The organism is Pseudomonas sichuanensis (genome assembly GCF_024749065.1).
In the GTDB taxonomy this organism is placed as follows: Bacteria; Pseudomonadota; Gammaproteobacteria; order Pseudomonadales; family Pseudomonadaceae; genus Aquipseudomonas; species Aquipseudomonas sichuanensis.
In genome coordinates, this window is sequence record NZ_CP087185.1 from 3,039,789 (window position 1) to 3,061,845 (window position 22,057).

Here is a 22,057-nt window from a genome sequence, read left to right on the forward strand (position 1 = left end):
TGTTGTTATGTGATAAAGCGCAGAACCAGAACGTGATGGGTGGCTCAGGACTCCTGTTCAGCAGTGGCGGCGCGCAGCCGTGGCCGGCGCAGGCTGACCAGCGCGTGGGCGAGCAGGCCGAACAGCAGCCCCCAGAACGCCGCCGACAGCCCAAGGAAAGTCACGCCCGAAGCGCTGACCAGGAAGGTGAACAGCCCGGCATCGCGCTCGCCGGGCTCGGCCAGGCTGCGCGCCAGGGCCTCGCTGATCGCGCCGTACAGGGCCAGGCCTGCAAGCACGGCGATCAACGCGGCGGGAAACGCAGCGAACAGCGACATCAAGGTGGCCCCGGCAATACCCAGCAGCAGGTACAGCGCACTGCCCGCCACTGCCGCCACGTAGCGTCTGCGCGGGTCTTCGTGGGCCTCGCGGCCGGTGCACAGGCTGGCGGTGACCGCCGCCAGGTTCAGCCCGTGGCAACCGAACGGCGCCAACAGCAGGCCGCCCAGGGCACTGGCACTGATCAGTGGGCTGGCCTCTGTGCGGTAGCCGGCATTGCGCAGCACCGCCATGCCGGGCATGAACTGCCCGGTCAGCGCCACCAGTACCAGCGGCAACGCCAGGCTGAAGGTCGCGGCCAGGCTGAATTGCGGCGTGGTCCATTGCGGCGTGGCCAGGGCCAGCACCAGTTCGCTGCCGCGAAATTCGCCGCTGGCCACGGTTACCAGGGCGCCCACGGTCAAGACCGCCGCCACCGCATAGCGCGGCTGCACCCGGCGCATCAGCACGTAGCTGACGAACATCGCCAGCAGCAATACCAGCTGCACCGGCAAGGCGCGGAACACCTCGATGCCGAAGCTGAACAGGATCCCGGCCTGCATGCCGGCGGCGATGGAACCGGGCAGCCGGGCGATCAGGCGGTCGAAGGCGCCACTGATGCCGATCAGCAGCAGCACCGTATTGGCCATCAGGTAGGCGCCGATCGCCTGCTCCAGGCCAATGTGCGGCAAGGCGGTGACCAGTAACGCCGAGCCCGGTATCGACCAGGCGATCACCACCGGTACCCGGTAGCGCAGGCTTAGCAGGCCGCCCAGCACAGCGCTGCCCATGGATACCGCCCACACCCAGGAGGACAGCTGGCCGTGGGACAGGCCGGCGGCTTCGGCGGCGTGGAAAATGATCACCAGCGGGCCGGCATAGGAAATCAGCGTGGCGATGCAGCCGGCCACGACGGCGGACAGGGAGCAATCCTTGAACAGGGTTTTCATGACACCTCTCGCATCGGCAACGGATGGCAAGGGCTTCGCCCTTGATCGCTGGCAAGCCAGCTCCCACAGAGATCAGCGCCCCCTGTGGGAGCCGGCTTGCCGGCGATTGGCCCTCAGCCCTCTTGCAACGCCCGCGGCCGCCCGCTGCGCTGTTCGGCGTCGCTGTCATGGGCCTTCTGCAGCTGGAAATCGAACTGCATTTCGGCATAACGCCCCGCCCCTCCCCGCGCCCCGTCCTCGCGGAAGGTGATCTCCCCCACCAACCCATCCCGGGTGGCATAGGCGAAGTCGTCCCACAGGTACTTGTCGCCGGCCAGGTTGATCTGCGTGGTCAGGTGCCGATGGCCCGGCGCCGAGATGAAGAAGTGGATGTGCGCCGGGCGCTGGCCGTGGCGGCCGAGCAGGTCCAGGCACTCCTGGGTCGGCCCCTGGGGGTCGCAGCCATAGCCGGACGGCACGATGGAGCGCGCGCGGTAGCGGCCCTCGGCGTCGGTGACGATGCGTCGGCGCAGGTTGTATTCGGACTGGCTCTGATCGAAGAACGAATAGGTGCCGCGGGTGTTGGCATGCCACAGGTCCACCGTGGCCCCGGCCAGCGGCTGGCCATCGGGGCCGCGCACCTGGCCTTCGAGGTACATCACCGTGGCCTCGCCCTCCTCGCTGCCATCGTCCATGCGCACCACGGCCTGGGCCAGCGGTGCACCGGCCACGTACAGCGGGCCTTCGATGGTGCGCGGGGTGCCGCCGGTCAGGCCGACCTCGGCATCCTTGGCGTCCTGCAGCAGGTCGAGGAAGTGCTCGATGCCAAGCCCGGCCACCAGCAGCCCGGCTTCGCCGCGACCGCCCAGGCGGTTGAGGTAGTCGACGGCGAGCCAGAATTCGTCCTCGCTGACCTCCAGGTCCTCGATCAGCCGCGCGGTGTCCTGCAACACGCGCTGGACGATGCGCTTGAGGCGCGGGCTGCCCTCGTCATTGCCAAAGCCTGCGGCTTGTTCGAAGAATTTCTGCACATCAGGGGTGTGGGCGATCTTCACGGTCATGCTCAGGTACCTCGTGTTGTTCTTGTCGTTGGGGGTTTCAGCGGTCGTCGCTGTGGACCGACGAGGGGTGGCGGCACAGGCCGGCGACCTCGATGTCCATGTAGGGGAACAGCGGCAGCTGCATCAGGGTGTCGTGCAGCGCCTCGACGCTGGGCACGTCGAACACGCTGTAGTTGGCGTAGTGCCCGGCGATGCGCCACAGGTGGCGCCAGGTGCCGTCGCGCTGCAGGCGCTGGGCCAGCTGCTTTTCGTCGGCCTTGAGTTGCGCGGCCTTGGCCGGGTCCATGTCGACCGGCAGCTTTACGGTCATCTTTACGTGGAACAGCATGGTGTTCTCCTTACGTCAGTCGTTGCTGCTGTGGGAGCGGGCTTGCCCCGCGAACACGGGCGAAGCCCGTGCCATCCACCGCGGTGCCTGCTTCGCGGGGCAAGCCCGCTCCCACAGGGATTGGGTGTTGCTTCAGCTACGGCGGGCGAAGCGTGCGAGCTGCGCCTCGTCCAGGGTCAGGCCCAGGCCTGGGGTGCTTGGGACGTGCAACTGGAAGTCGCGGTACACCGGCGGCTGGTTGACGATCTCTTCGGTCAGCAGCAGCGGACCGAACAACTCGGTGCCCCAGGTCAGCTGGCGAATGGTCAGGAAGGCATGGGCCGAGGCCAGGGTGCCCACGCTGCCTTCGAGCATGGTCCCGCCGTACAGGGCGATACCGGCCGCTTCGGCGATCTGCGCGGTGCGCAGCACGGCGCGCGGGCCACCGTTCTTGGCGATTTTCAGGGCGAAGATGCTCGCCGCGCCGTCGGCGGCCAGGCTGAAGGCGTCCTCGACGCTTTCGATGGACTCGTCGGCCATGATCGGCGCCGGGCTGCGCTGGTTCAGGCGGACCTGCCCGCCACGGTTGATGCGCGAGATCGGCTGTTCGATCAGGTCGATGCCGTTGTCGCCCAGCACCTGGCAGGCGCGGATGGCCTGGGACTCGTCCCAGTACTGGTTGACGTCGACACGCACGCTGGCGCGCTCGCCCAGCTCGCGCTTGATCGCCACCACGTGCTTGAGGTCCTGGGCCAGCGGGTTGGCGCCGATCTTCAGCTTGAACACCCGGTGCCGGCGAATTTCCAGCATGTGCTCGGCCTCGGCGATATCGCGGGCGGTGTCGCCACTGGCCAGGGTCCAGGCCACTTCCAGGCTGTCGCGCACGCGGCCACCGAGCAGCTCGCTGACCGGCAGGCCCAGGCGCTTGCCCTGAGCGTCGAGCAAGGCGCTCTCGATACCGGACTTGGCGAAGGTGTTGCCCTTGGCCAGCTTGTCCAGCTTGAGCATGGCCGCGTTGATGTTGTCGGCGGCCATGCCGACCAGCGCCGGCGCCAGGTAGGCGTCGATATTGGCCTTGATGCCTTCCGGGCTTTCGTAGCCGTAGGCCAGGCCACCGATGGTGGTGGCTTCGCCGATGCCTTGCACACCGTCGCTGCAGCGCAGGCGCAGGATCACCAGGGTCTGCTGCTGCAGGGTGTGCATGGCCAGCTTGTGCGGGCGGATGGTCGGCAGGTCGACGATGATCGCCTCCAGCCGGTCGATGGTCGGGCTTGTCATGCCAAGGCTCCAGTTCAGTCAGTAAAGGGTCAGGCCGTCGCCGCCAGGGCCTGGCGCCGGCCACTGGCCAGGTGCACGGCCATGGCCAGGGCGGCGATCGCGCCGGGGATGGCGAAGGCGATGAAATTGAGTTGCAGCGGCAGGTTGATGCCCATCAGCGCGCCACCGAGCAGCGGGCCGACGATGGCGCCGTTGCGGCCGATGCCGGAGGCCCAGCCCAGGCCGGTGGAACGCACCGACAGGCCGTACAACTGGGCGGCGCCGGCGTACAGCAGGATCTGCGTGCCGATGGTGGTGGCGCCGGCGATGAAGATCAGCAGGTACAGCACCGGCATCGGGCTGTTGACCCCCAGCAGGCTGATCGACAGCGCGGCGGCGATGAAGAACGCCACCTTGACCTTGACCAGGTTGTAGCGGTCGCCCAGCCAGCCGCCGAGGATCGCCCCGGCCATGCCGCCGAAGTTGAGCACCAGCAGGAACGACAGGCTCGAACCCAGGCTGTAGCCGGCGTTGGCCATGAGTTTCGGCAGCCATGAGCTCAGTGCGTAGACCATCAGCAGGCAGCAGAAGAACGCCAGCCACAGGGCCAGGGTGCGGATGGCCAGGCCGTTGCGGAACAGTTCCAGCACCGAGGCGCCCTGCCCTTTCTTGTCCACGGCCTGCAGTTGATCATCGGCTTGCACGTCGCACTGCGGGTCAAGGCGTTTGAGCAGTTTGCGTGCCTCTGCCATGCGGCCCTGGCGCACCAGGAAGCCGATGGACTCGGGCAGGTAGTAGAGGATCACCGGCAGCAACAGCAGCGGCACGGCGGCGGCGAAGAACATCGACTCCCAACCGAAACGCGGCAACAGGAAGATGCCGACCCCGGCCGAAAGCATGCCACCCAGCGAGTAGCCACTGAACATGATCGCCACCAGGGTGCTGCGCAGGCGCTTGGGGGCGTATTCGTTCATCAGCGCCACGGCGTTGGGCATCAGCCCACCGCAACCTAGCCCGGCAAAGAAGCGATACAGGCCGAACTCGCTGGGGCTGCTGGCGAAGCCGTTGAGGATGGTGGCCCCGGAGAACAGCGCGAAGCAGATGGCGATGCCCTTCTTGCGCCCGATGCGGTCGGCCAGGCTGCCAAACAGCAAGGCGCCGAACATCATGCCGAACAGCGCGTAGCTGCCCAGGGCGCCGGCCTGCAGCGGGGTCAGGCCCCATTCTTTCATGAGGGTCGGCAGGACCACGCCGTAGATGAACAGGTCGTAGCCGTCGAAGATCAGCAGCAGGCCGCACCAGGCCATGACCATCCAGTGGAAGGGGCTGAAGCGGGCGTTGTCGATGATCGGGTGCACGTCGAGTGTTCGCATGGCATCTGTCTCTTTTGTTTTTGTTGTGTGAAGAGAAAACCTTGCCGGGGCGGCCGTCAGCCGAGGTCGCCACCGCCCACCGGCAGGGTTACGCCGGTGATGTACGAGGCCTCGTCAGAGGCCAGGAAGAGGATTGCGCCGACCTGTTCGTCGAGGCTGCCGTAGCGCTTCATCAAGCTGCTGGATACGGTCTGGTCGACGATCTGCTGGTACCAGCCTTTCTCCTGCGTGCTCTGCTCGGCCTGGTTGCGCGGGATGCGCCGGGGCGGTGCCTCGGTGCCGCCGGGGGCAGTGGCATTGACGCGGATGCCGCGCTCGGCGGTTTCGAAGGCCAGGCACGCGGTGAGCGCGTTGACGCCGCCCTTGGCCGCGCCGTAGGGCACGCGGTTGACGCCACGGGTGGCGATGGACGAAACGTTGACGATGGCGCCGCTGCCGCGTTCGAGCATGTAGGGCAAGGCGGCGTGGCAGCACCACAGGGTGGGGAACAGCGAGCGCCGCACTTCGGCCTCGATCTGCTGCACCTCGTAGTGTTCGAACGGCTTGGCCCAGATGGTGCCGCCGACGTTGTTGATGAGGATGTCGAGGCGGCCGAAGGTTTCCACGGCGCGGGCCATGACCGTGGCACAGTCGGCGTGTTGCTCGAGGTCCGCGGTGAGGGTCAGCATGCCCTCGCCGGCCAGCTCATGGACCAGCTCGGAGCGGTCCACCGCCACCACCTGCGCGCCTTCGGCCTTGAGCCGCCAGCACACGGCGCGGCCGATGCCTTGGGCGGCGCCGGTGACCAGGGCGACTTTGTTGTGGAATCGGTTGTTCATGTCGATCTCCTTGTGGGAGCTGGCTTGCCAGCGATGAGGCCGGAACAGCCAGCCAAGATTGCTGGGCGAGGGCTTCGCCCTCGATCGCTGGCAAGCCAGCTCCCACATCGGCTCTGCCCGCCATCGCAATAAAAAGAGGCCACCCTCACCCGCACGATGCGGGCAGCCCCGTAAAAGCCTCAGGCTGCCGCGGCGAACTTCTCGTAGTAGAAGTTGGCCGGGGTAATGCCCTGTTCGCGGATGTACTGGCTGACCGCCTCGACCATCGGCGGCGGGCCGCACAGGTACACATCCACATCGCCTTCGTTGAGGTGGCGTGGCTCGATGTGCTGGGTCACGTAGCCCTTCTGCGGGTACTGGCTGTCGGGGTTGGCCACGCAGGCGCTGTAGGTGAAGTTGGGGATGCGCGCGGCCAGGGCCTGCAGGCGGTCCAGCTCGACCAGGTCGAAGTCGTTGGTCACGCCGTAGATCAGGTGCAGTGGGTGCTCGCTGCCCTGCTCGGCGATCTTCTCCAGCATGGCGGTGAATGGCGCGAGGCCCGTGCCGCCGGCCAGCAGCAGCAAGGGGCGCTGGATCGGCCGCAGGTAGAAACTACCCAGCGGCCCGGCCAGGCTCATGCTGTCGCCAGCCTTGGCCAAACCGGTGAGGAAGCTGCTCATCAGCCCGCCCGGCACGTTGCGGATCAGGAAGCTGACTTCGCCGTCCTTGGGCAGCGAGCTGAACGAATAGGCGCGGCTCTGCTCGCTGCCCGGCACCTTGAGGTTGACGTACTGCCCCGGCAGGAACGCCAGGCGGTTCAGTGCCTCGCCCTTGATCGACAAGGCGATGGTGCTGGCCGACAGCTGGCGCACAGCGCTGATGGCCGCCTCGAAGCTGGCCTGCTCGGTCTTGCACAGCTGCGACGAGGCCGGGATGCGCACCACGCAGTCGCTTTCGGCGCGCATCTGGCAGGTGAGCACGTAGCCCTGGGCGATTTCTTCCGCGCTCAGGGCGTCCTCGATGAAGTTGTCGCCCAGGTCGTAACGGCCCGATTCGGCCTTGCATTTACAGGTGCCGCAGGCGCCGTCACGGCAATCCAGCGGAATGTTGATGCCCTGGCGGTAGGCGGCATCGGCCACGGTCTCATGGCCGTCGGCCTCGATGAAGCGGGTGACCCCGTCTTCGAAATTCAGTGCGATCTGGTAGCTCATGGTGCACCTCACGGGCGAGCCTGGCCGCGGCGCGCCGAGAGGCACACCGACAGGCTCGGCCTGGTGGATCAGATGTGGTAGATGTCGATGACCTGACGGACGTAGTCGTTCTTCAGCACCACCTTCTTGTGCCTGATCAGCGGCTGCTCGCCGCGCAGGTCGAGGGTGTAGAAGCTGGTGCCGAAGTAGCTGTCGGTGGTCTTGTAGCGAAAGCTCAGGGTGTGCCAGTTGAAGCGCACCTGGCAGTTGCCCTCGCCCTGCTCGACGATCTCGATGTTGCTGATGTTGTGCGAGGTGCGGGTGTCCGGCACGGTGGCGCTGGAGCGCTCGGTCTTGATGCGGAATACCCGGTCCTCGAGGCCGCCACGGTTGCCGTACCAGATCAGCGAGATCTCGCTCTGCGGGTCTTCGGTCAGGCTGTCGTCATCGTCCCAGGACGGCATCCAGAACGTCGCATCGCTGCTGTACAGCTCCAGCCATTGGTCCCACTGGGCATCGTCCAGGTAGCGCGCTTCGCGGTAGAGGAAGTCGCGCACGGTGTCATGCAGGCTCATTGCACGGCCTCCACGGGGATCAGTTGCTGTTCGTCTTTCAACGCCTGGATCATGGTGTCCTGCCAGTACTTGTGCTGCAGTACGAACAAGCCTTCGTCCTCGGTGCGCACACCCGACAGCAGCGGTTTGAGTTCGATCTCCTTCGCCGCTTCGTCGGCACCTTCGACCCAGTGCTGCGCGCCGCGCGACATGTCGTTCCAGCCGGTGCCGCCGCCGTAGCCGGTCTGGCAGGAGCGGAACTCTTCCAGGTCATCCGGGGTGGCCATGCCACTGACGTTGAAGAAGTCCTCGTACTGGCGGATGCGCTTGGCCCGAGCATCGGCGCTCTCGCCCTTCGGCGCGATGCAGTAGATGGTGATCTCGGTCTTGTTCACCGAAATTGGCCGGGCGATACGGATCTGCGAGCTGAACTGGTCCATCAGGTACACGTTCGGGTACAGGCACAGGTTGCGCGAATTCTCGATCATCCAGTCGGCGCGGGCCTGGCCGAAATCGGCGGCCAGCTGGTCGCGGCGCTCGTAAGCCGGGCGATCCTCGGGGTTGGCCCAACGGGTCCACAGCAGCAGGTGGCCGTGGTCGAATGAGTAGAAGCCGCCACCCTGCTTGGCCCAGGCGCCGGCGCTCATGGTCTTGATCTCGTCGCCCGCTTCGCGCTGCTTGCGCTGGTTCTGGGTGGCGGCGTAGTTCCAGTGCACGGAGCTGACGTGGTAGCCGTCGGCGCCGTTTTCGGCGGTGAGCTTCCAGTTGCCTTCGTAGATGTAGGAGCTGGCGCCGCGCAGCACTTCCAGGCCCTCAGGGGACTGGTCGACGATCATGTCGATGATCTTCGCCGACTCGCCCAGGTGCTCGACCAAGGGTTTCACGTCGGCGTTCAGGCTGCCGAACAGGAAGCCGCGGTACGATTCGAAACGCGCCACCTTGGTCAGGTCGTGGGAGCCGTCGCAGTTGAAGTTGTCGGGGTAGCCGGCGTTGCTCGGGTCCTTGACCTTGAGCAGCTTGCCGCTGTTGTTGAAGGTCCAGCCGTGGAACGGGCAGGTGTAGCTGGACCGGTTACCGCGCTTGTGCCGGCAGAGCATGGCGCCGCGGTGACTGCAAGCATTGAGGAAGGCGTTGAGCACCCCGTCCTTGTTGCGCGCGATGAAGATCGGCTGGCGCCCCATGGTCAGGGTGAGGAAGTCGTTGTTTTCAGGGATCTGGCTTTCGTGGGCCAGGTAGATCCAGTTGCCCTCGAAGATGTGCTTCATCTCCAGGTCGAACAGGCGTGGGTCGGTGAACATTTCACGCTTGCAACGATAGACGCCCTTCTCCCGGTCATCTTCGAGCATGGCATTGAGGTAGTCGAATCCCAGGGACATGGCCAGGGCCTCCATTGTTATTGTTCAGGCCGGGTCAGGTTATGCCCTGGGTGGGGGCGCAGATATCCAGATCGTGCAAAATGCTATCCGTTTTGTGCAAAGCCTGTTGCGGGGTACCTTTTTTGTCGAGCCGCATCGGGCCAGTGAACTCACGCTCGCTTTTTGTAGGTTGTCTACGAATGCTCCGCGGTCGCCAGTCCTGCTTGCGACCGCGGAGTTCAACAATCGGAACCATACCGGGTGATGACGAAGTGGCTATTTGATGACGGTGAATGTCAAGGGCATGGAGGCTTTCCCAGGGCGATGATCTATATAATAGATGTATCTGACAGTGAATGTCGCCGGAAACTGATAGTTATTGAACTGGTCAGATATGCACACAGCCGTATCCCCGGGAGCCTTGTCGGCCACTGTTTCTTTATGAAAGAGCATGGGAGGGCCGTTCGGAGTGATGACTTCTACCTTGTATCTGTAAGGCCGCACGATGTCTATGACTATGTCTATGTCTTTGCCTGTATCTTTATCTTTTACTTTGACTTTCTCTTTGGGCTCGTCGAGGGTAATCACGACTTGACGCGTAGCGTTACTGCCACGCAGATCAACAACGTTATCCTTCGAGAGTGGACTCACTGTCGGAGCGGAAATGATCTGATGGCGTTCGCCGACATTCAGGCGAATTTCCCCACCTTGTTCTGTGTCATAGTGGTGGGATTTCAACTTGACATCCAAGTAGCCACCATCAAAATTCTTAAACTTCTCCCCTATTTCTTTATCTTCATCGTTAAAAACAAATGTCATTGGCTCTGCCGGATTGACCACTTGACCGGGTAGGCAAAGCCAATCTTTAAATTTTTTCCCTTCTTTCGTGCGAGCATGCAAGAGCACATACACTGTTTCGCCGGGTTGATGGCTTCGGTCCGGCGGGATGGTCACATGCAAACTGTCGATATCTGAAGCGATTTTCCATTCGATGAGGTTGCAGGCTGAGGTCAAGTCTTCTAATTGTTTTTTAGCTGTCCCCTGCAGCGCCGTCACGTTTTCTACCTTTTGCTCCAACTCAGCTTTCTTCTGCAGCAACGTATCAAATGAAGGATGCTCAAATTGTGCCTCATGCACTATTGGCGCTTTCATTACCATTTCATAAGAAATTCTCTTTTCGGCGACTTCGGAATAAGACGTTTTTACCCCATCGCGTTCAATGATATACATCGCCTGCAGCAGGCTACCAGACGGCGGCTTGCGCAAATCCGGGCCCAGTCTGAAGGTCAATTCCGCTGCCTCTGCTGTCACGGTCTGGGATCCAAGGGACCTGATGGTGGTTGCCACCATGTCGGTCGCCAATCCGTTGACCTTCAACATGACACTGACTTTGTCGCCCTCTTTCAGCTTTTCGCGCGGCACCGTAACCCATCCTTCGTTGAAGTCATTCTCTGGGTCGACGAACTCAGGCGCCACCAGTAGGTCAAGGCCAAGCTTGACCTGCACCGTCACTACAGGTGACAAACCGCGAGAGACATTGCCCATTCCATTGATCGCACAGTAAGACACCTTCAGCTCGTCATCTTGTGCAGCGATGAGCGTCAGCGCATCCACACCTATCTTGATCTCTGGGATGTACCATCCGCCCTCTGCCAACGCATCGATTCGCTGGACACCCACGAACAGGCACACTTTGTCACCCGGAGAGGTATTGGCCCAAGCCGGGATGGTCACCTGCACATTACTGGTGGCCTGTTCGAGGCGGATGCCCCCCTCAGCAGGCAGACTGACGATCGGCGCGGCCAATGCGTGGGGCGTTATTCGCTTGCCATCTTCGACATAGGCTTTGAATACGTCATCACCCGGGTGCGAGAGCCAAGCTGATGCTCTGAGGGTAATCGATTGATGCTCCGTTGCCTCGCCAACGCGCTGCAAGTGCGACGCAAACAGACCGCCTTTGCTATCGAGGGACGACTCGCTGACCTCGAATTCGATGCATTGCCCGATCTCGTCTTCGGTCACCGTGTGATTCACAGGTAACCCATTGCACCTGACCCGAAGACGGTCCCCTGCTCGCATGTTTTTGTAAGGCTGGACAATGGCCACCATCATGACGCCATTGACCATCGCCCACTGGTCATCGATGCCGAAGTCGACATCCTTGTAGGGAAAACGCGCGCCCTTGATGAAGGGGGGGCGCAGTTCACTGTTCTCCTGATTGGGGTAGCGCTCGTCGAGGTAAGCGTTGAATCTATCTAGGGTCGGCCTCAGCGCTGCAAGTTCTGTCCATTTCATGTTCGATCTCCTGGGGGGGGTTGCCTCCATTCCAACAACGCGCTCGGCCATCGACAACTGACAAAATTGATAGTCTCAACCCAACGGTAGTCGGGGGCATCCATGGGCTCATCACCGCCATAGCGAAAACCCATTGAATCGCTAGGCAAAGGTGCAGTAAGCTCGGGCTCATTCACTGGAGAGCAACATGTCGAAACATTCCTGCAACCACGCCAACCACACCGGTCGCCCTGCGCACCGCGTGCTGGCCGTTGCCGGTCGTAACGCCGTTGCACCCTTTTATTTTGGTTATTGGTTTAGCTGACAGGCGCCGATAACCCACCCGGCGCCCACTCTCGAGGGGCCGCCGAACATGAGAATACTCAAACCCCCGGTCGGCTTCCCGACCGGGGGTTTTGCTTTTCCGGGCTTTCAAAAACATCGATTCATCTTGAGGACAGATTCATGAACTACGCCACTTACTACTACCCAAGCACCTATGCATGGCGATTTAGCCAATCCCGTTCGGGCCAGCCTGCCGCCTCCGTTCGGTCGATTTCCGGTGGCAATGCCGAACAACTATCTAATTTGACGACCAGTCGAACACCTCTATAGGGCCGACCGCGCGGGCCAGAACCCGCCGTCCGCCCAGGGAAAAAAAGCCATGCACGCCTCGAACCTCGCCCTGCCCCTGACCCAACCGCAAGCGGCCAACGCCACTGTCAGCAAGCGCTTGCCCAGCCCGCACCTGCTCAAGCAGCAAATGCCGCTGTCGACCGAACTCACCCAGCAAGTCCATGCCCATCGCCAGGCGATCCGCGCCATCCTTGAAGGCCGCGACGAACGCCTGCTGGTGATCGTCGGCCCGTGCTCGATCCATGACCCGCGCGCGGCGCTGGAATACGCCGACCGCCTGGCGGCGCTCAACCATGAAGTCGGCGACAAGCTGCTGCTGGTGATGCGCGCCTACGTTGAAAAACCCCGCACCACGGTGGGCTGGAAAGGCCTGGCCTACGATCCGCACCTCGATGGCAGCGACGACATGCACGCCGGCATCGCCCTGTCCCGTGGCTTGATGCTGAGCATGATCGAGCGCGGCATGCCGATCGCCACCGAGCTGCTGCAACCCATGGCCGCTGGCTACTTCGACGACCTGCTGGGCTGGGCGGCCATTGGCGCGCGCACCACCGAGTCGCAGATCCACCGTGAGATGGTCAGTGGCCTGGAGCTGCCGGTGGGCTTCAAGAACGGCACCGATGGCGGCATCGCCATTGCCTGCGACGCCATGCGCAGCGCCGCGCATCCGCACCGCCACTTCGGCATGGACGCCCAGGGCTACCCGGCGATCATCGAGAGCCTCGGCAACCCGGACACCCACCTGGTGCTGCGCGGTGGCCACAAGGGCCCGAACTACGATGCCCACAGCGTGGCCCAGGCGCGCCAGGGCCTGGCCAAGGCGGGCCTGGCGCCACGCATCATGGTCGATTGCAGCCATGCCAACAGCGGCAAGGACCCAATGCGTCAGCCCGCGGTGTTCGAAGATGTGCTGCAGCAACGCCTGAACGGCGACCGCTCGCTGGTGGGGGTGATGATCGAGGGCCATCTGTTCGACGGTTGCCAGGCTTTGGGCGCTGGTGCCCTGAAGTACGGCGTATCGATCACCGACGGCTGCCTGGGCTGGAGCGCGACCGAGAGCATGCTGCGCGAAGCGGCCAAACGTTTGTAGGAATCAGTCGGCAAGCCTTGCGAGACAGGGCCTAGACAAGTGCGCTAGGCTTGCCCTCTTTCACCCCCCTAGGAGCAGTTCCCCATGGCCCGAGCCACCGCCCGTCACATCCTGGTTGCCTCTGAAGACAAGTGCAACGAACTCAAAGCACAGATCGAAGCCGGCGCCGACTTCGCCGAAATCGCCAAGGCCAACTCCACCTGCCCATCCAGCCGCCAGGGCGGTGACCTGGGCTCGTTCGGCCCGGGCCAGATGGTCAAGGAATTCGACACCGTGGTGTTCAGCGCCCCGGTCAACACCGTGCAAGGCCCGGTGAAGACCCAGTTCGGCTACCACCTGCTGGAAGTGACCAGCCGCCAGGACTGAGGCGTTCTTGATCGCCCGCCCCTGCGCTGAACCTGTGGGAGCGGGCTTGCCCGCGAATGCGTCCGCCCAGACAACAACGTTGCTCGAACTGACGCATTCGCGGGCAAGCCCGCTCCCACAGGTACTGTGTTGCATCGCCCTGGCGTGCATGGCCTGTTTCGCCCAGGCCGCCCCCACCCACGCCCTCACCGTCTACGGTGAAGCCCCCCGCTACCCCGCCAGTTTCCAGCACTTCGCCTACGTAAACCCGGACGCCCCCAAAGGCGGCAGCCTGCGCCGTTCGGCCCTGGAGATCGGCCAGTTCGACCACATCCTGCCGTTCATCGACAAGGGCATTGGCGTGAGCCAGGTCGAAGGCTGGCTGTACGCGCCGCTGGCCATTCGCGCCTTCGACGAGCCCTACACGGTCTATGGCCTGATCGCCCAGCGCCTGGAGCGCGGCCCCGACGACGCCTGGCTGCGCCTGTACCTCGACCCCCGCGCCACCTTCGCCGACGGCAAGCCGGTGCGCGCCGAGGATGTGCGTTTCACCTTCGATCTGCTGATGAGCAAGGGCAGCCTCAATTACCGCACGCGTTTCGCCGAAGTGGCCGGGGTGACAGTCGAAGGCCCGCGGCAGATACGCTTCGACTTCAAGCAGCCGCACGGACGCACCCTGGCGCTGGACCTGGCCAGCCTGCCCGTGCTGCCCGAACATGACTGGCAGCAGCGCGACTTCGCCAATGGTGCCGGTTTCGACAAGCCCGTGGGCAGCGGCCCGTACCGCATCAGCCGGATCGACAACGGCCGCAGCATCACCTTCGAACGCAATGCCGACTGGTGGGCCAAAGACCTGCCGGTGGCCCGTGGCCTGTACAACTTCCAGCGCCTGCGCATCGAGTACTTCGGCGACACCGAGGTGGCGCGCCAGGTGCTCAAGGGCGGCGGCTACGACTACAACCGCGAGTTCTCCGCCACCGCCTTCACCCTCGGCTACAACGGCGCCCAGCTCGACGACGGCCGCCTGCAACGCGCCCACCTGGGCCCGGCCAAGCCGCAAGTGGCCCAGGGTTTCGTGTTCAACCTGGCCAGGCCGCAGTTCCAGGATCGCCGGGTGCGCCAGGCCCTGGGCATGCTCTGGGACTTCGAGTGGAGCAACCGGCAGATGATGCGCAATCTGTACATCCGCCAGCAGAGCCTGTTCTCCAACACCGTGCTGGCAGCCCGCGCGCTGCCGGACGCGGACGAACTCAAGCTGCTTGAGCCGCTGCGCGGCCAGGTGCCCGACGAAGTGTTCAGCCAGGTGTTCAGCGCCCCGGTCACCGACGGCACCGGGATCATCCGCCCGCAGCAGTTGCAAGCCCTGGCCCTGCTCCAGGCCGCCGGCTGGCGCCCCGAAGGCGATCGCCTGGTCAACGCCCAGGGCGAACCGCTGAGCTTCACCTTCCTCAACGGCCAGTCGGGCATGGAGCGCCTGCTGCTGCCGTGGAAGCGCAACCTGGCGCAGATCGGCATCGAGCTGAACATCCGCAACGTCGACGCCGCGCAGTACGTCAACCGCCTGATGGCCCGCGACTACGACATGGTCGTCACCGGCTATCCGGTGACCCTGTCGCCGGGCAGCGAGCTGTACAACTATTTCGGCTCCGCCGCGGCCAACGACCCCGGTTCGAACAACCTGATGGTGCTCAAGGACCCGGCGGTGGACCACCTGCTCGACGGGCTGGTGCGCGCCAGCAGCCAGCCCGACATGCTGCGCCACGCCCATGCCCTGGACCGGGTGCTGCAATGGAACTACTACTGGATCCCCAACTACTACCCGCCGGGCAGCTCGACGGTCTGGTGGAATCGCTTCGGCCTGCCCAAGGTGCAAGCCACCTATGACGAAGGCCTGGACACCTGGTGGGAGGTCAGCCCGACGGCGCTGACCAGCGAACAGATGGCCGAACGGCTCGGGAAACAGCCATGACCAGCTACATCCTGCGCCGCCTGCTGCTGATCATCCCCACGTTGCTGGCGATCCTGCTGGTCAACTTCGCCATCGTCCAGGCCGCCCCCGGCGGCCCGGTGGAGCAGGCCGTGGCGCGACTCCAGGGCCTCGGCGGCGGCGCCCCCGGTGCACGGGCCGAGGCAGTGCACGGCGAGTCCCGCGCCACCCGTGGCCTGGACCCCAAGCTGATCGAGGAGATCAAGCGCCAGTACGGCTTCGACAAGTCCGCCCCCGAACGACTGTGGCTGATGCTCGGCCAGTACGCCCGGCTGGACTTCGGCCAGAGCTTCTTCCGCGGCGCCAAGGTCACCGACCTGATCCTGGAGAAACTGCCGGTGACGCTCTCGCTGGGTTTCTGGGCGACGCTGATCACCTACCTGGTGTCGATCCCGCTGGGCATCCGCAAGGCGGTGCGCCATGGCAGCCGCTTCGATGCCTGGAGCAGCGCGCTGATCGTGGTCGGCTATGCCCTGCCCTCGTTCCTGTTCGCCCTGCTGCTGATCGTGCTGTTTGCCGGTGGCACTTCGCTCAACTGGTTCCCGGTGCGCGGGCTGGTGTCGGATGACTTCGACCAGCTCAGCCTGCTGGGCAAGCTGGCCGATTACTTCTGGCACCTGGTGCTGCCGGTCGGCGCCCTGGTGATCGGCGGTTTCGCCACCTTGACCCTGCTGACCAAGAACGCCTTCCTCGACGAAATCTCCCGGCAGTACGTGGTCACCGCCCGGGCCAAGGGCCTAAGCGAACGCCGGGTGCTGTACGGCCATGTGCTGCGCAACGCCATGCTGCTGGTGGTGGCCGGGCTGCCGCAGGCGCTGATCACGGTGTTCTTCGCCGGCTCCCTGCTGATCGAGGTGATCTTTTCCCTCGATGGCCTGGGCCGCATGAGCTACGAGGCGGCGGTGTCGCGGGACTACCCGGTGGTGTTCGGCACGCTGTTCATCTTCACCCTGGCCGGGCTACTGATCCGCTTGATCGGCGACCTCTGCTACACGGCGCTCGACCCGCGCATCGACTTCGACGCGAGGGGCCGCTGATGCTCTCGCCCATCGCTCGACGCCGCCTGAAGCGCTTTCGCGCCAACCGCCTAGGCTGGGTCTCGCTGTGGCTGTTCGCCGGCCTGTTGATACTCAGCCTCGGCGCGGAGCTGGTGGCCAACGACAAGCCACTGCTGCTGTCCTACAAGGGCCAGCTGTATACCCCCGCGCTCAAGCGCTATACCGAGCAGCAATTCGGCGGCCAGTTGCCGTTCCAGCCCGACTACCGCAGCCAGTACGTGCGCCAACTGATCGAGGGCCAAGGCGGCTGGATGCTGTTCGCGCCCATCCCGTTCAGCGCCGACACCCCTAACTACGACCTGCAGGTACCCACCCCCAGCCCGCCCAGCGCGGTCAATTGGCTGGGCACCGATGATCAAGGGCGCGACGTGCTGGCGCGGGTGCTGTACGGCACGCGGGTGTCGCTGCTGTTCGCCTTTGCCCTGACCGTGCTCAGCGTGCTGATCGGCGTCACTGCAGGCGCCTTGCAGGGGTATCACGGGGGCTGGGTCGACCTGCTCGGGCAGCGCTTGCTGGAGGTGTGGTCGGGGTTGCCGGTGCTTTACCTGCTGATCATCCTCTCGGGTTTCGTCGAGCCGGACTTCTGGTGGCTGCTGGGGATCATGGCGCTGTTTTCGTGGCTGGCGCTGGTCGATGTGGTGCGCGCCGAGTTCCTGCGCGGGCGCAACCTGGAGTACGTCAAGGCAGCCCGCGCGCTGGGGCTGCCGGACAGCCAGGTGATGCTGCGGCATATCCTGCCCAACGCCATGAACGCCACCCTCACCTACGTACCCTTCATGCTCACCGGGGCGATCACTACCCTTACCGCGCTGGATTTCCTCGGTTTTGGCATGCCCGCGGGCAGTGCGTCACTGGGCGAGCTGGTGACCCAGGGCAAGCAGCACCTGGAGGCGCCGTGGTTGGGCTTTACCGCGTTCTTTGCCCTGGCGCTGATCCTGTCGTTGCTGGTGTTCATCGGCGATGCGCTGCGCGAGGCGTTCGATCCACGCAGGTAGATATGCCTGTACCAGCTCTATCGCGGGGCAAGCCCGCTCCCACAGGGATAGCGCCAGGTATTTAAGATGCTCCAACGTGGGAGCGGGCTTGCCCCGCGATAGGGCCTTCTGATTCAAGCGGATACTGCAAACATGCACGACAACCTCAAGGACTACCCCCAGGTCCGCCAACTGGCCATCCGTTCGCTGTTCGAGATCATCGAGCAGTCCAGCGAAGGCACGGTGATCGTCGACCGCCAGGCGCGCATCGTCTGGATGAACGAGCGCTATGCCCGGCGCTTCGGCCTGGCCGACGCCGCCAGCGCCATCGGCCAGCCTTGCGAGGCGGTGATCCCCGGCAGCTTGATGCGCGAGGTGGTGAGCAACGGCAAGCCGATCCTGCTGGACATGCTCGACACCCCCAACGAGCCGCTGGTGGTGATGCGCCTGCCGATCCACGACGACCAGGGCGCGCTGATCGGCGCCATCGGCTTTGCCCTGTTCGACGAGTTGCGCAGCCTGTCACCCTTGCTCAAGCGTTATTCGAGCATGCAGCAAGAGCTGGCCAGCACCCGCTCGCAACTGCGCGCGCGCCAGGCGCGCTACAGCTTCGCCCAGTTCGTCGGCAGCAGCGCCGCGTGCCTTGAGGCCAAGCGCCGCGGGCGGCGCGGCGCGACCAGTGACTCGCCGGTGCTGCTGCTGGGCGAAACCGGCACCGGCAAGGAGCTGCTGGCTCACGCCATCCACGCCGCCTCGGCGCGGGCGCACAAGGCATTCGTCAGCATCAACAGCGCGGCCATCCCCGAGACCCTGCTGGAGGCCGAGTTCTTCGGCACCGCCCCCGGCGCCTTCACCGGTGCCGAGCGCAAGGGCCGCAGCGGCAAGCTGCAACTGGCCGAAGGCGGGACGCTGTTCCTCGACGAAATCGGCGACATGCCACTGGCGCTGCAAAGCAAGCTGCTGCGGGTACTGCAAGAGAAGGAATACGAGCCGGTGGGCTCCAACCAGATGCTGCGCAGCGACGTGCGCATCATCGCCGCCACCTCCATCGACCTGCAGGCGGCCATGGCCCGTGGGGCATTCCGTGCCGACCTGTACTACCGGCTGAACGTGCTGCCGATCGAGGTGCCGCCGTTGCGCGAGCGGCTGGAGGACCTGCCGGCACTGTGCGAGGCGATCCTGGCCGAGCTGGGCAGCCAGTACGAGCTGGAGCCCGAGGCCCAGGCGCTGCTGGGGCGCCATGGCTGGCCGGGGAACATTCGTGAATTGCGTAACGTGCTGGAACGCGCAACCTTGCTGGCGGACCAGCCGCGCTTGAGTGTGCAGGACTTGATCGGAGCGTTGGGGCCGTTGAGCCCGGTGGCCACGGCCGCGCCGGTGCTGGACTATCGCCAGGCGTGCGCGCAGTTCGAGCGCGGGTTGATTGTCGATGCCTTGGCCCGCAGCGCCTGGAATGTGCCGGAGGCAGCGCGGGCTCTGGGGTTGGGGCGGTCTACCTTGTACAAGAAGATGGTGGCGCTGGGTATAGAATCTCAACAATGAGACCAATATCTCAACATAGAGATCGTGGGAGCGGGCTTGCCCCGCGATGACGCAAGCCGCATAGAATCAATAAGTTCCTGCGAAGGCCATCGCGGGGCAAGCCCGCTCCCACGCAACCGCGTCTCAAAATAGAGACTGACGATTTAATTCATTCAATTTTCTGCATATATATCAATGACTTAATAAACTGGCACGATTCCCGCTATCCGCATTTCCAACCATAAAAACAACAGTTGGAGATCCCCCCACGATGACCGTGCTCATCGCCCTCGCTGCCCTGGCCCTGCTGATGGTGGCCGCCTATCGCGGTTACAGCGTGATCCTGTTCGCGCCCATCGCCGCCCTTGGCGCCGTGCTGCTCACCGACCCTGCCGCCGTGGCGCCCGCCTTCACCGGAGTGTTCATGGAGAAGATGGTCGGCTTCATCAAGCTGTATTTCCCGGTGTTCCTGCTGGGCGCGGTGTTCGGCAAACTGATCGAGCTGTCAGGGTTCTCGCGCTCGATCGTCGCCGCTGCCATCCGCCTGCTCGGCACGCGCCAGGCGATGCTGGTGATCGTGCTGGTCTGCGCCCTGCTCACCTACGGCGGCGTGTCGCTGTTCGTGGTGGTGTTCGCGGTGTACCCGTTCGCCGCCGAGATGTTCAGGCAAAGCGACATCCCCAAGCGACTGATCCCGGCAACCATTGCCCTGGGTGCGTTCTCGTTCACCATGGACGCCCTGCCCGGCACCCCGCAGATCCAGAACATCATCCCCAGCACCTTCTTCAACACCACCGCCTGGGCCGCGCCATGGCTGGGCCTGATCGGCACGCTGTTCGTGTTCAGCGCCGGCATGCTCTACCTGCAACGCCAGCGCAACAGGGCCCAGCGCAAGGGTGAAGGCTATGGCAGCAACCTGCGCAACGAACCGGAGACCGCCGACGACATCAGCCTGCCCAACCCGTGGCTGGCGTTGTCGCCGTTGCTGCTGGTGGGGGTGATGAACCTGCTGTTCACCCACTGGATCCCGCAGTGGTACGGCGCCAGCCATACCCTGCAACTGCCGGGCATGGCCGCACCGGTGCAGAGCGACGTGGCCAAGCTCACGGCGATCTGGGCCGTGCAGGCGGCCTTGCTGGTGGGCATCCTGATGGTGCTGGTGTGCGCCTTCGGCACCATTCGCCAACGCCTGGCCGATGGCACTAAAAGCGCGGTCGGCGGTGCCCTGCTGGCGGCCATGAACACCGCCTCGGAATACGGTTTTGGCGCGGTGATCGCATCGCTGCCGGGCTTTTTGGTGCTGGCCGACGCCCTGCGCGGGATCCCCAACCCGCTGGTCAACGAAGCCATCACCGTGACCCTGCTGGCCGGCATCACCGGCTCTGCGTCGGGTGGCATGAGCATCGCCCTGGCGGCCATGAGCGACAGCTTCATCGCCGCCGCCAACGCCGCCAATATCCCGCTGGAAGTGCTGCACCGGGTGGCTGCCATGGCCAGCGGCGGCATGGACACCCTGCCGCACAACGGCGCGGTGATCACCCTGCTGGCGGTGACCGGGCTGACCCACCGCGAAGCGTACAAGGACATTTTCGGTATTACCCTGATCAAGACCCTGGCCGTGTTCGTGGTCATCGCCACGTTCTACGCCACCGGCATCGTCTAAGGAGAACTGCATGACGCTCAAAGGCAAGACCGCACTGGTCACCGGCTCCACCAGCGGTATCGGGCTGGGCATCGCCCAGGTACTGGCAGAGGCCGGCGCGAATATCCTGCTCAACGGCTTTGGCGACCCGGCAGCGGCCATCGCCCAAATCAGGCAGCACGGGGTGAAGGTTGCCCACCACCCGGCCGACCTGTCCGATGTGGCACAGATCGAGCAGATGTTCGCCTTCGCCGAGCGCGAGTTCGGTGCGCTCGACATCCTGGTCAACAACGCCGGCATCCAGCACGTGGCGCCGGTGGAGCAGTTCCCGGTCGAGGCCTGGGACAAGATCATCGCGCTGAACCTGTCGGCGGTGTTCCATGGCAGCCGCCTGGTGCTGCCGGGCATGCGCGCGCGGGGTTGGGGGCGGATCATCAACATTGCCTCGGTGCACGGCCTGGTGGGTTCCACCGGCAAGGCCGCCTATGTGGCCGCCAAGCACGGCGTGGTCGGGCTGACCAAGGTGATCGGCCTGGAAACCGCCACCAGCAACGTCACCTGCAATGCCATCTGCCCCGGCTGGGTGCTGACCCCGCTGGTACAGAAACAGATCGACGAGCGTGCCGCCAATGGCGGCGATCCACAGCAGGCGCAGCACGATCTGTTGGCCGAGAAACAGCCTTCGCTGGCCTTCGTCACACCCCGTCACCTTGGTGAGCTGGTATTGTTCCTGTGCAGCGAGGCCGGCAGCCAGGTTCGCGGCGCCGCCTGGAACGTCGATGGCGGCTGGCTCGCCCAGTGAGGGCGGGCGTTGAGCCTGGCACGGTCTTGCATTCGTTTATCTGCAAGGAGGCCTTATGCGCCAAGCTCGACTCACCGCGTTACTGTCCCTGACCCTGGCTGCCGCCGCCCCGGCGATGGCAGCCAGCCTGAAGGACGTCGCGCCCTACCCCGAGGCGGAAAAAGGCTTTACCCGGCAGGTGATCCACCTGCCGGCCCAGGCCGATGAATCGGCCTACCAGCTGGAAATCCTCGCCGGCAAAACGCTGAAGGTGGACTGCAACCGCCAGCGCCTTGGCGGCAAGCTCGAAGAGCACACCCTGCAAGGCTGGGGCTACAACTACTACCGCCTGGACAAGGTCAGCGGCCCGGCCAGCACCTTGATGGCCTGCCCGGACAACAAAAAAACCGACGCCTTCGTACCCGTTGTCGGTGAAGGCTTCATGCTGCGCTACAACAGCAAGCTACCGGTGGTGGTCTACGTGCCCAAGGGTGTCGAAGTGCGCTACCGGGTATGGTCGGCCTCGCCGGACGTACAAACGGCTAAAGTGGAGTAACCGCCAGCGTCGGCAAGCCCGCTTTCGCGGCGGGCTTGCCCCACGACAAAGCCATCACTGCAGCGAGGGTTGC

At 64.4% G+C, this 22,057-nt stretch carries 19 protein-coding genes; 9 read left to right on the plus strand and 10 right to left on the minus strand.

The genetic code is table 11. From position 1 onward, the window contains the following. Positions 1-44: 44 nt before the first annotated feature. From LOY51_RS13750 to LOY51_RS13795, 10 genes are all read right to left on the minus strand, one after another. Entirely contained in the window at positions 45-1,247 is a 1,203-nt protein-coding gene (locus tag LOY51_RS13750) for a benzoate/H(+) symporter BenE family transporter (RefSeq protein WP_258641651.1), read from the minus strand. A gap of 113 nt (positions 1,248-1,360) precedes the next feature. Beyond that, positions 1,361-2,287, minus strand: coding sequence for a catechol 1,2-dioxygenase (gene catA, locus LOY51_RS13755; RefSeq protein ID WP_125858672.1), 927 nt, complete (start codon positions 2,285-2,287; stop codon positions 1,361-1,363). A 37-nt stretch (positions 2,288-2,324) separates the two neighbouring features. Continuing rightward, positions 2,325-2,615, minus strand: a complete 291-nt coding sequence (gene catC / locus LOY51_RS13760) for a muconolactone Delta-isomerase (protein ID WP_110994971.1) — start codon at positions 2,613-2,615, stop codon at positions 2,325-2,327. A 132-nt stretch (positions 2,616-2,747) separates the two neighbouring features. Then, positions 2,748-3,872, minus strand: coding sequence for a muconate cycloisomerase family protein (locus tag LOY51_RS13765; RefSeq protein ID WP_125858673.1), 1,125 nt, complete (start codon positions 3,870-3,872; stop codon positions 2,748-2,750). Between the two features lie 29 nt (positions 3,873-3,901). Next, complete coding sequence (locus LOY51_RS13770) at positions 3,902-5,224, minus strand: MFS transporter (RefSeq protein ID WP_125858674.1); 1,323 nt, start codon at positions 5,222-5,224, stop codon at positions 3,902-3,904. Positions 5,225-5,280: 56 nt separating this feature from the next. Then, the gene (locus LOY51_RS13775; RefSeq protein ID WP_125464136.1) at positions 5,281-6,042 is read right to left on the minus strand and encodes a 1,6-dihydroxycyclohexa-2,4-diene-1-carboxylate dehydrogenase; all 762 of its coding nucleotides are present in this window, start codon (positions 6,040-6,042) and stop codon (positions 5,281-5,283) included. Positions 6,043-6,221: 179 nt separating this feature from the next. Beyond that, positions 6,222-7,232, minus strand: coding sequence for a benzoate 1,2-dioxygenase electron transfer component BenC (benC, locus tag LOY51_RS13780; protein ID WP_125858675.1), 1,011 nt, complete (start codon positions 7,230-7,232; stop codon positions 6,222-6,224). 68 nt (positions 7,233-7,300) lie between these two features. Further along, positions 7,301-7,786 (minus strand): benzoate 1,2-dioxygenase small subunit, encoded by a 486-nt coding sequence (gene benB, locus LOY51_RS13785; protein WP_125858676.1) that lies wholly within the window; start codon positions 7,784-7,786, stop codon positions 7,301-7,303. Continuing rightward, positions 7,783-9,141 (minus strand): benzoate 1,2-dioxygenase large subunit, encoded by a 1,359-nt coding sequence (benA, locus tag LOY51_RS13790; protein WP_125464139.1) that lies wholly within the window; start codon positions 9,139-9,141, stop codon positions 7,783-7,785. Before benA ends, benB begins: the two co-directional genes overlap by 4 nt. A 255-nt stretch (positions 9,142-9,396) precedes the next feature. After that, the gene (locus tag LOY51_RS13795; protein ID WP_258641652.1) at positions 9,397-11,415 is read right to left on the minus strand and encodes a hypothetical protein; all 2,019 of its coding nucleotides are present in this window, start codon (positions 11,413-11,415) and stop codon (positions 9,397-9,399) included. Positions 11,416-12,058: 643 nt separating this feature from the next. On the opposite strand from LOY51_RS13795, the gene LOY51_RS13800 reads away from it, so the two are divergent. The 9 genes from LOY51_RS13800 to eco all read left to right on the plus strand — a co-directional run bounded on the left by LOY51_RS13800 (position 12,059) and on the right by eco (position 21,984). Beyond that, positions 12,059-13,120: a 3-deoxy-7-phosphoheptulonate synthase gene (locus LOY51_RS13800; protein WP_258641653.1), complete on the plus strand. Its 1,062-nt coding sequence runs from the start codon at positions 12,059-12,061 to the stop codon at positions 13,118-13,120. An 84-nt stretch (positions 13,121-13,204) separates the two neighbouring features. Then, entirely contained in the window at positions 13,205-13,486 is a 282-nt protein-coding gene (locus LOY51_RS13805) for a peptidylprolyl isomerase (protein WP_009686645.1), read from the plus strand. Positions 13,487-13,634: 148 nt separating this feature from the next. Further along, positions 13,635-15,434, plus strand: a complete 1,800-nt coding sequence (locus LOY51_RS13810; RefSeq protein WP_258646647.1) for an extracellular solute-binding protein — start codon at positions 13,635-13,637, stop codon at positions 15,432-15,434. Continuing rightward, complete coding sequence (locus LOY51_RS13815; RefSeq protein WP_125858680.1) at positions 15,431-16,489, plus strand: microcin C ABC transporter permease YejB; 1,059 nt, start codon at positions 15,431-15,433, stop codon at positions 16,487-16,489. Before LOY51_RS13810 ends, LOY51_RS13815 begins: the two co-directional genes overlap by 4 nt. Beyond that, the gene (locus LOY51_RS13820; RefSeq protein WP_125464143.1) at positions 16,489-17,505 is read left to right on the plus strand and encodes an ABC transporter permease; all 1,017 of its coding nucleotides are present in this window, start codon (positions 16,489-16,491) and stop codon (positions 17,503-17,505) included. Before LOY51_RS13815 ends, LOY51_RS13820 begins: the two co-directional genes overlap by 1 nt. Before the next feature lie 132 nt (positions 17,506-17,637). Next, positions 17,638-19,026: a sigma-54 interaction domain-containing protein gene (locus LOY51_RS13825; RefSeq protein WP_125858681.1), complete on the plus strand. Its 1,389-nt coding sequence runs from the start codon at positions 17,638-17,640 to the stop codon at positions 19,024-19,026. Positions 19,027-19,276: 250 nt separating this feature from the next. After that, positions 19,277-20,668 carry a GntP family permease gene (locus tag LOY51_RS13830; RefSeq protein WP_125858682.1) on the plus strand — a complete coding sequence of 464 codons (1,392 nt, stop codon included), beginning with the start codon at positions 19,277-19,279 and terminating at the stop codon, positions 20,666-20,668. 10 nt (positions 20,669-20,678) lie between these two features. Continuing rightward, on the plus strand, positions 20,679-21,449 hold the full coding sequence (hbdH, locus tag LOY51_RS13835) for a 3-hydroxybutyrate dehydrogenase (RefSeq protein WP_125858683.1): 771 nt from the start codon (positions 20,679-20,681) through the stop codon (positions 21,447-21,449). A gap of 55 nt (positions 21,450-21,504) precedes the next feature. Further along, positions 21,505-21,984 carry a serine protease inhibitor ecotin gene (gene eco / locus LOY51_RS13840; RefSeq protein WP_125858684.1) on the plus strand — a complete coding sequence of 160 codons (480 nt, stop codon included), beginning with the start codon at positions 21,505-21,507 and terminating at the stop codon, positions 21,982-21,984. Positions 21,985-22,057: the final 73 nt, after the last annotated feature.

Excerpts from the sequence above, each read along its gene's own strand:
- LOY51_RS13750 (WP_258641651.1), bottom strand. The coding sequence starts at position 1,247 with ATGAAAACCCTGTTCAAGGATTGCTCCCTGTCCGCCGTCGTGGCCGGC.
- catA (WP_125858672.1), bottom strand. The coding sequence starts at position 2,287 with ATGACCGTGAAGATCGCCCACACCCCTGATGTGCAGAAATTCTTCGAA.
- catC (WP_110994971.1), bottom strand. The coding sequence starts at position 2,615 with ATGCTGTTCCACGTAAAGATGACCGTAAAGCTGCCGGTCGACATGGAC.
- LOY51_RS13765 (WP_125858673.1), bottom strand. The coding sequence starts at position 3,872 with ATGACAAGCCCGACCATCGACCGGCTGGAGGCGATCATCGTCGACCTG.
- LOY51_RS13770 (WP_125858674.1), bottom strand. The coding sequence starts at position 5,224 with ATGCGAACACTCGACGTGCACCCGATCATCGACAACGCCCGCTTCAGC.
- LOY51_RS13775 (WP_125464136.1), bottom strand. The coding sequence starts at position 6,042 with ATGAACAACCGATTCCACAACAAAGTCGCCCTGGTCACCGGCGCCGCC.
- benC (WP_125858675.1), bottom strand. The coding sequence starts at position 7,232 with ATGAGCTACCAGATCGCACTGAATTTCGAAGACGGGGTCACCCGCTTC.
- benB (WP_125858676.1), bottom strand. The coding sequence starts at position 7,786 with ATGAGCCTGCATGACACCGTGCGCGACTTCCTCTACCGCGAAGCGCGC.
- benA (WP_125464139.1), bottom strand. The coding sequence starts at position 9,141 with ATGTCCCTGGGATTCGACTACCTCAATGCCATGCTCGAAGATGACCGG.
- LOY51_RS13795 (WP_258641652.1), bottom strand. The coding sequence starts at position 11,415 with ATGAAATGGACAGAACTTGCAGCGCTGAGGCCGACCCTAGATAGATTC.
- LOY51_RS13800 (WP_258641653.1), top strand. The coding sequence starts at position 12,059 with ATGCACGCCTCGAACCTCGCCCTGCCCCTGACCCAACCGCAAGCGGCC.
- LOY51_RS13805 (WP_009686645.1), top strand. The coding sequence starts at position 13,205 with ATGGCCCGAGCCACCGCCCGTCACATCCTGGTTGCCTCTGAAGACAAG.
- LOY51_RS13810 (WP_258646647.1), top strand. The coding sequence starts at position 13,635 with ATGGCCTGTTTCGCCCAGGCCGCCCCCACCCACGCCCTCACCGTCTAC.
- LOY51_RS13815 (WP_125858680.1), top strand. The coding sequence starts at position 15,431 with ATGACCAGCTACATCCTGCGCCGCCTGCTGCTGATCATCCCCACGTTG.
- LOY51_RS13820 (WP_125464143.1), top strand. The coding sequence starts at position 16,489 with ATGCTCTCGCCCATCGCTCGACGCCGCCTGAAGCGCTTTCGCGCCAAC.
- LOY51_RS13825 (WP_125858681.1), top strand. The coding sequence starts at position 17,638 with ATGCACGACAACCTCAAGGACTACCCCCAGGTCCGCCAACTGGCCATC.
- LOY51_RS13830 (WP_125858682.1), top strand. The coding sequence starts at position 19,277 with ATGACCGTGCTCATCGCCCTCGCTGCCCTGGCCCTGCTGATGGTGGCC.
- hbdH (WP_125858683.1), top strand. The coding sequence starts at position 20,679 with ATGACGCTCAAAGGCAAGACCGCACTGGTCACCGGCTCCACCAGCGGT.
- eco (WP_125858684.1), top strand. The coding sequence starts at position 21,505 with ATGCGCCAAGCTCGACTCACCGCGTTACTGTCCCTGACCCTGGCTGCC.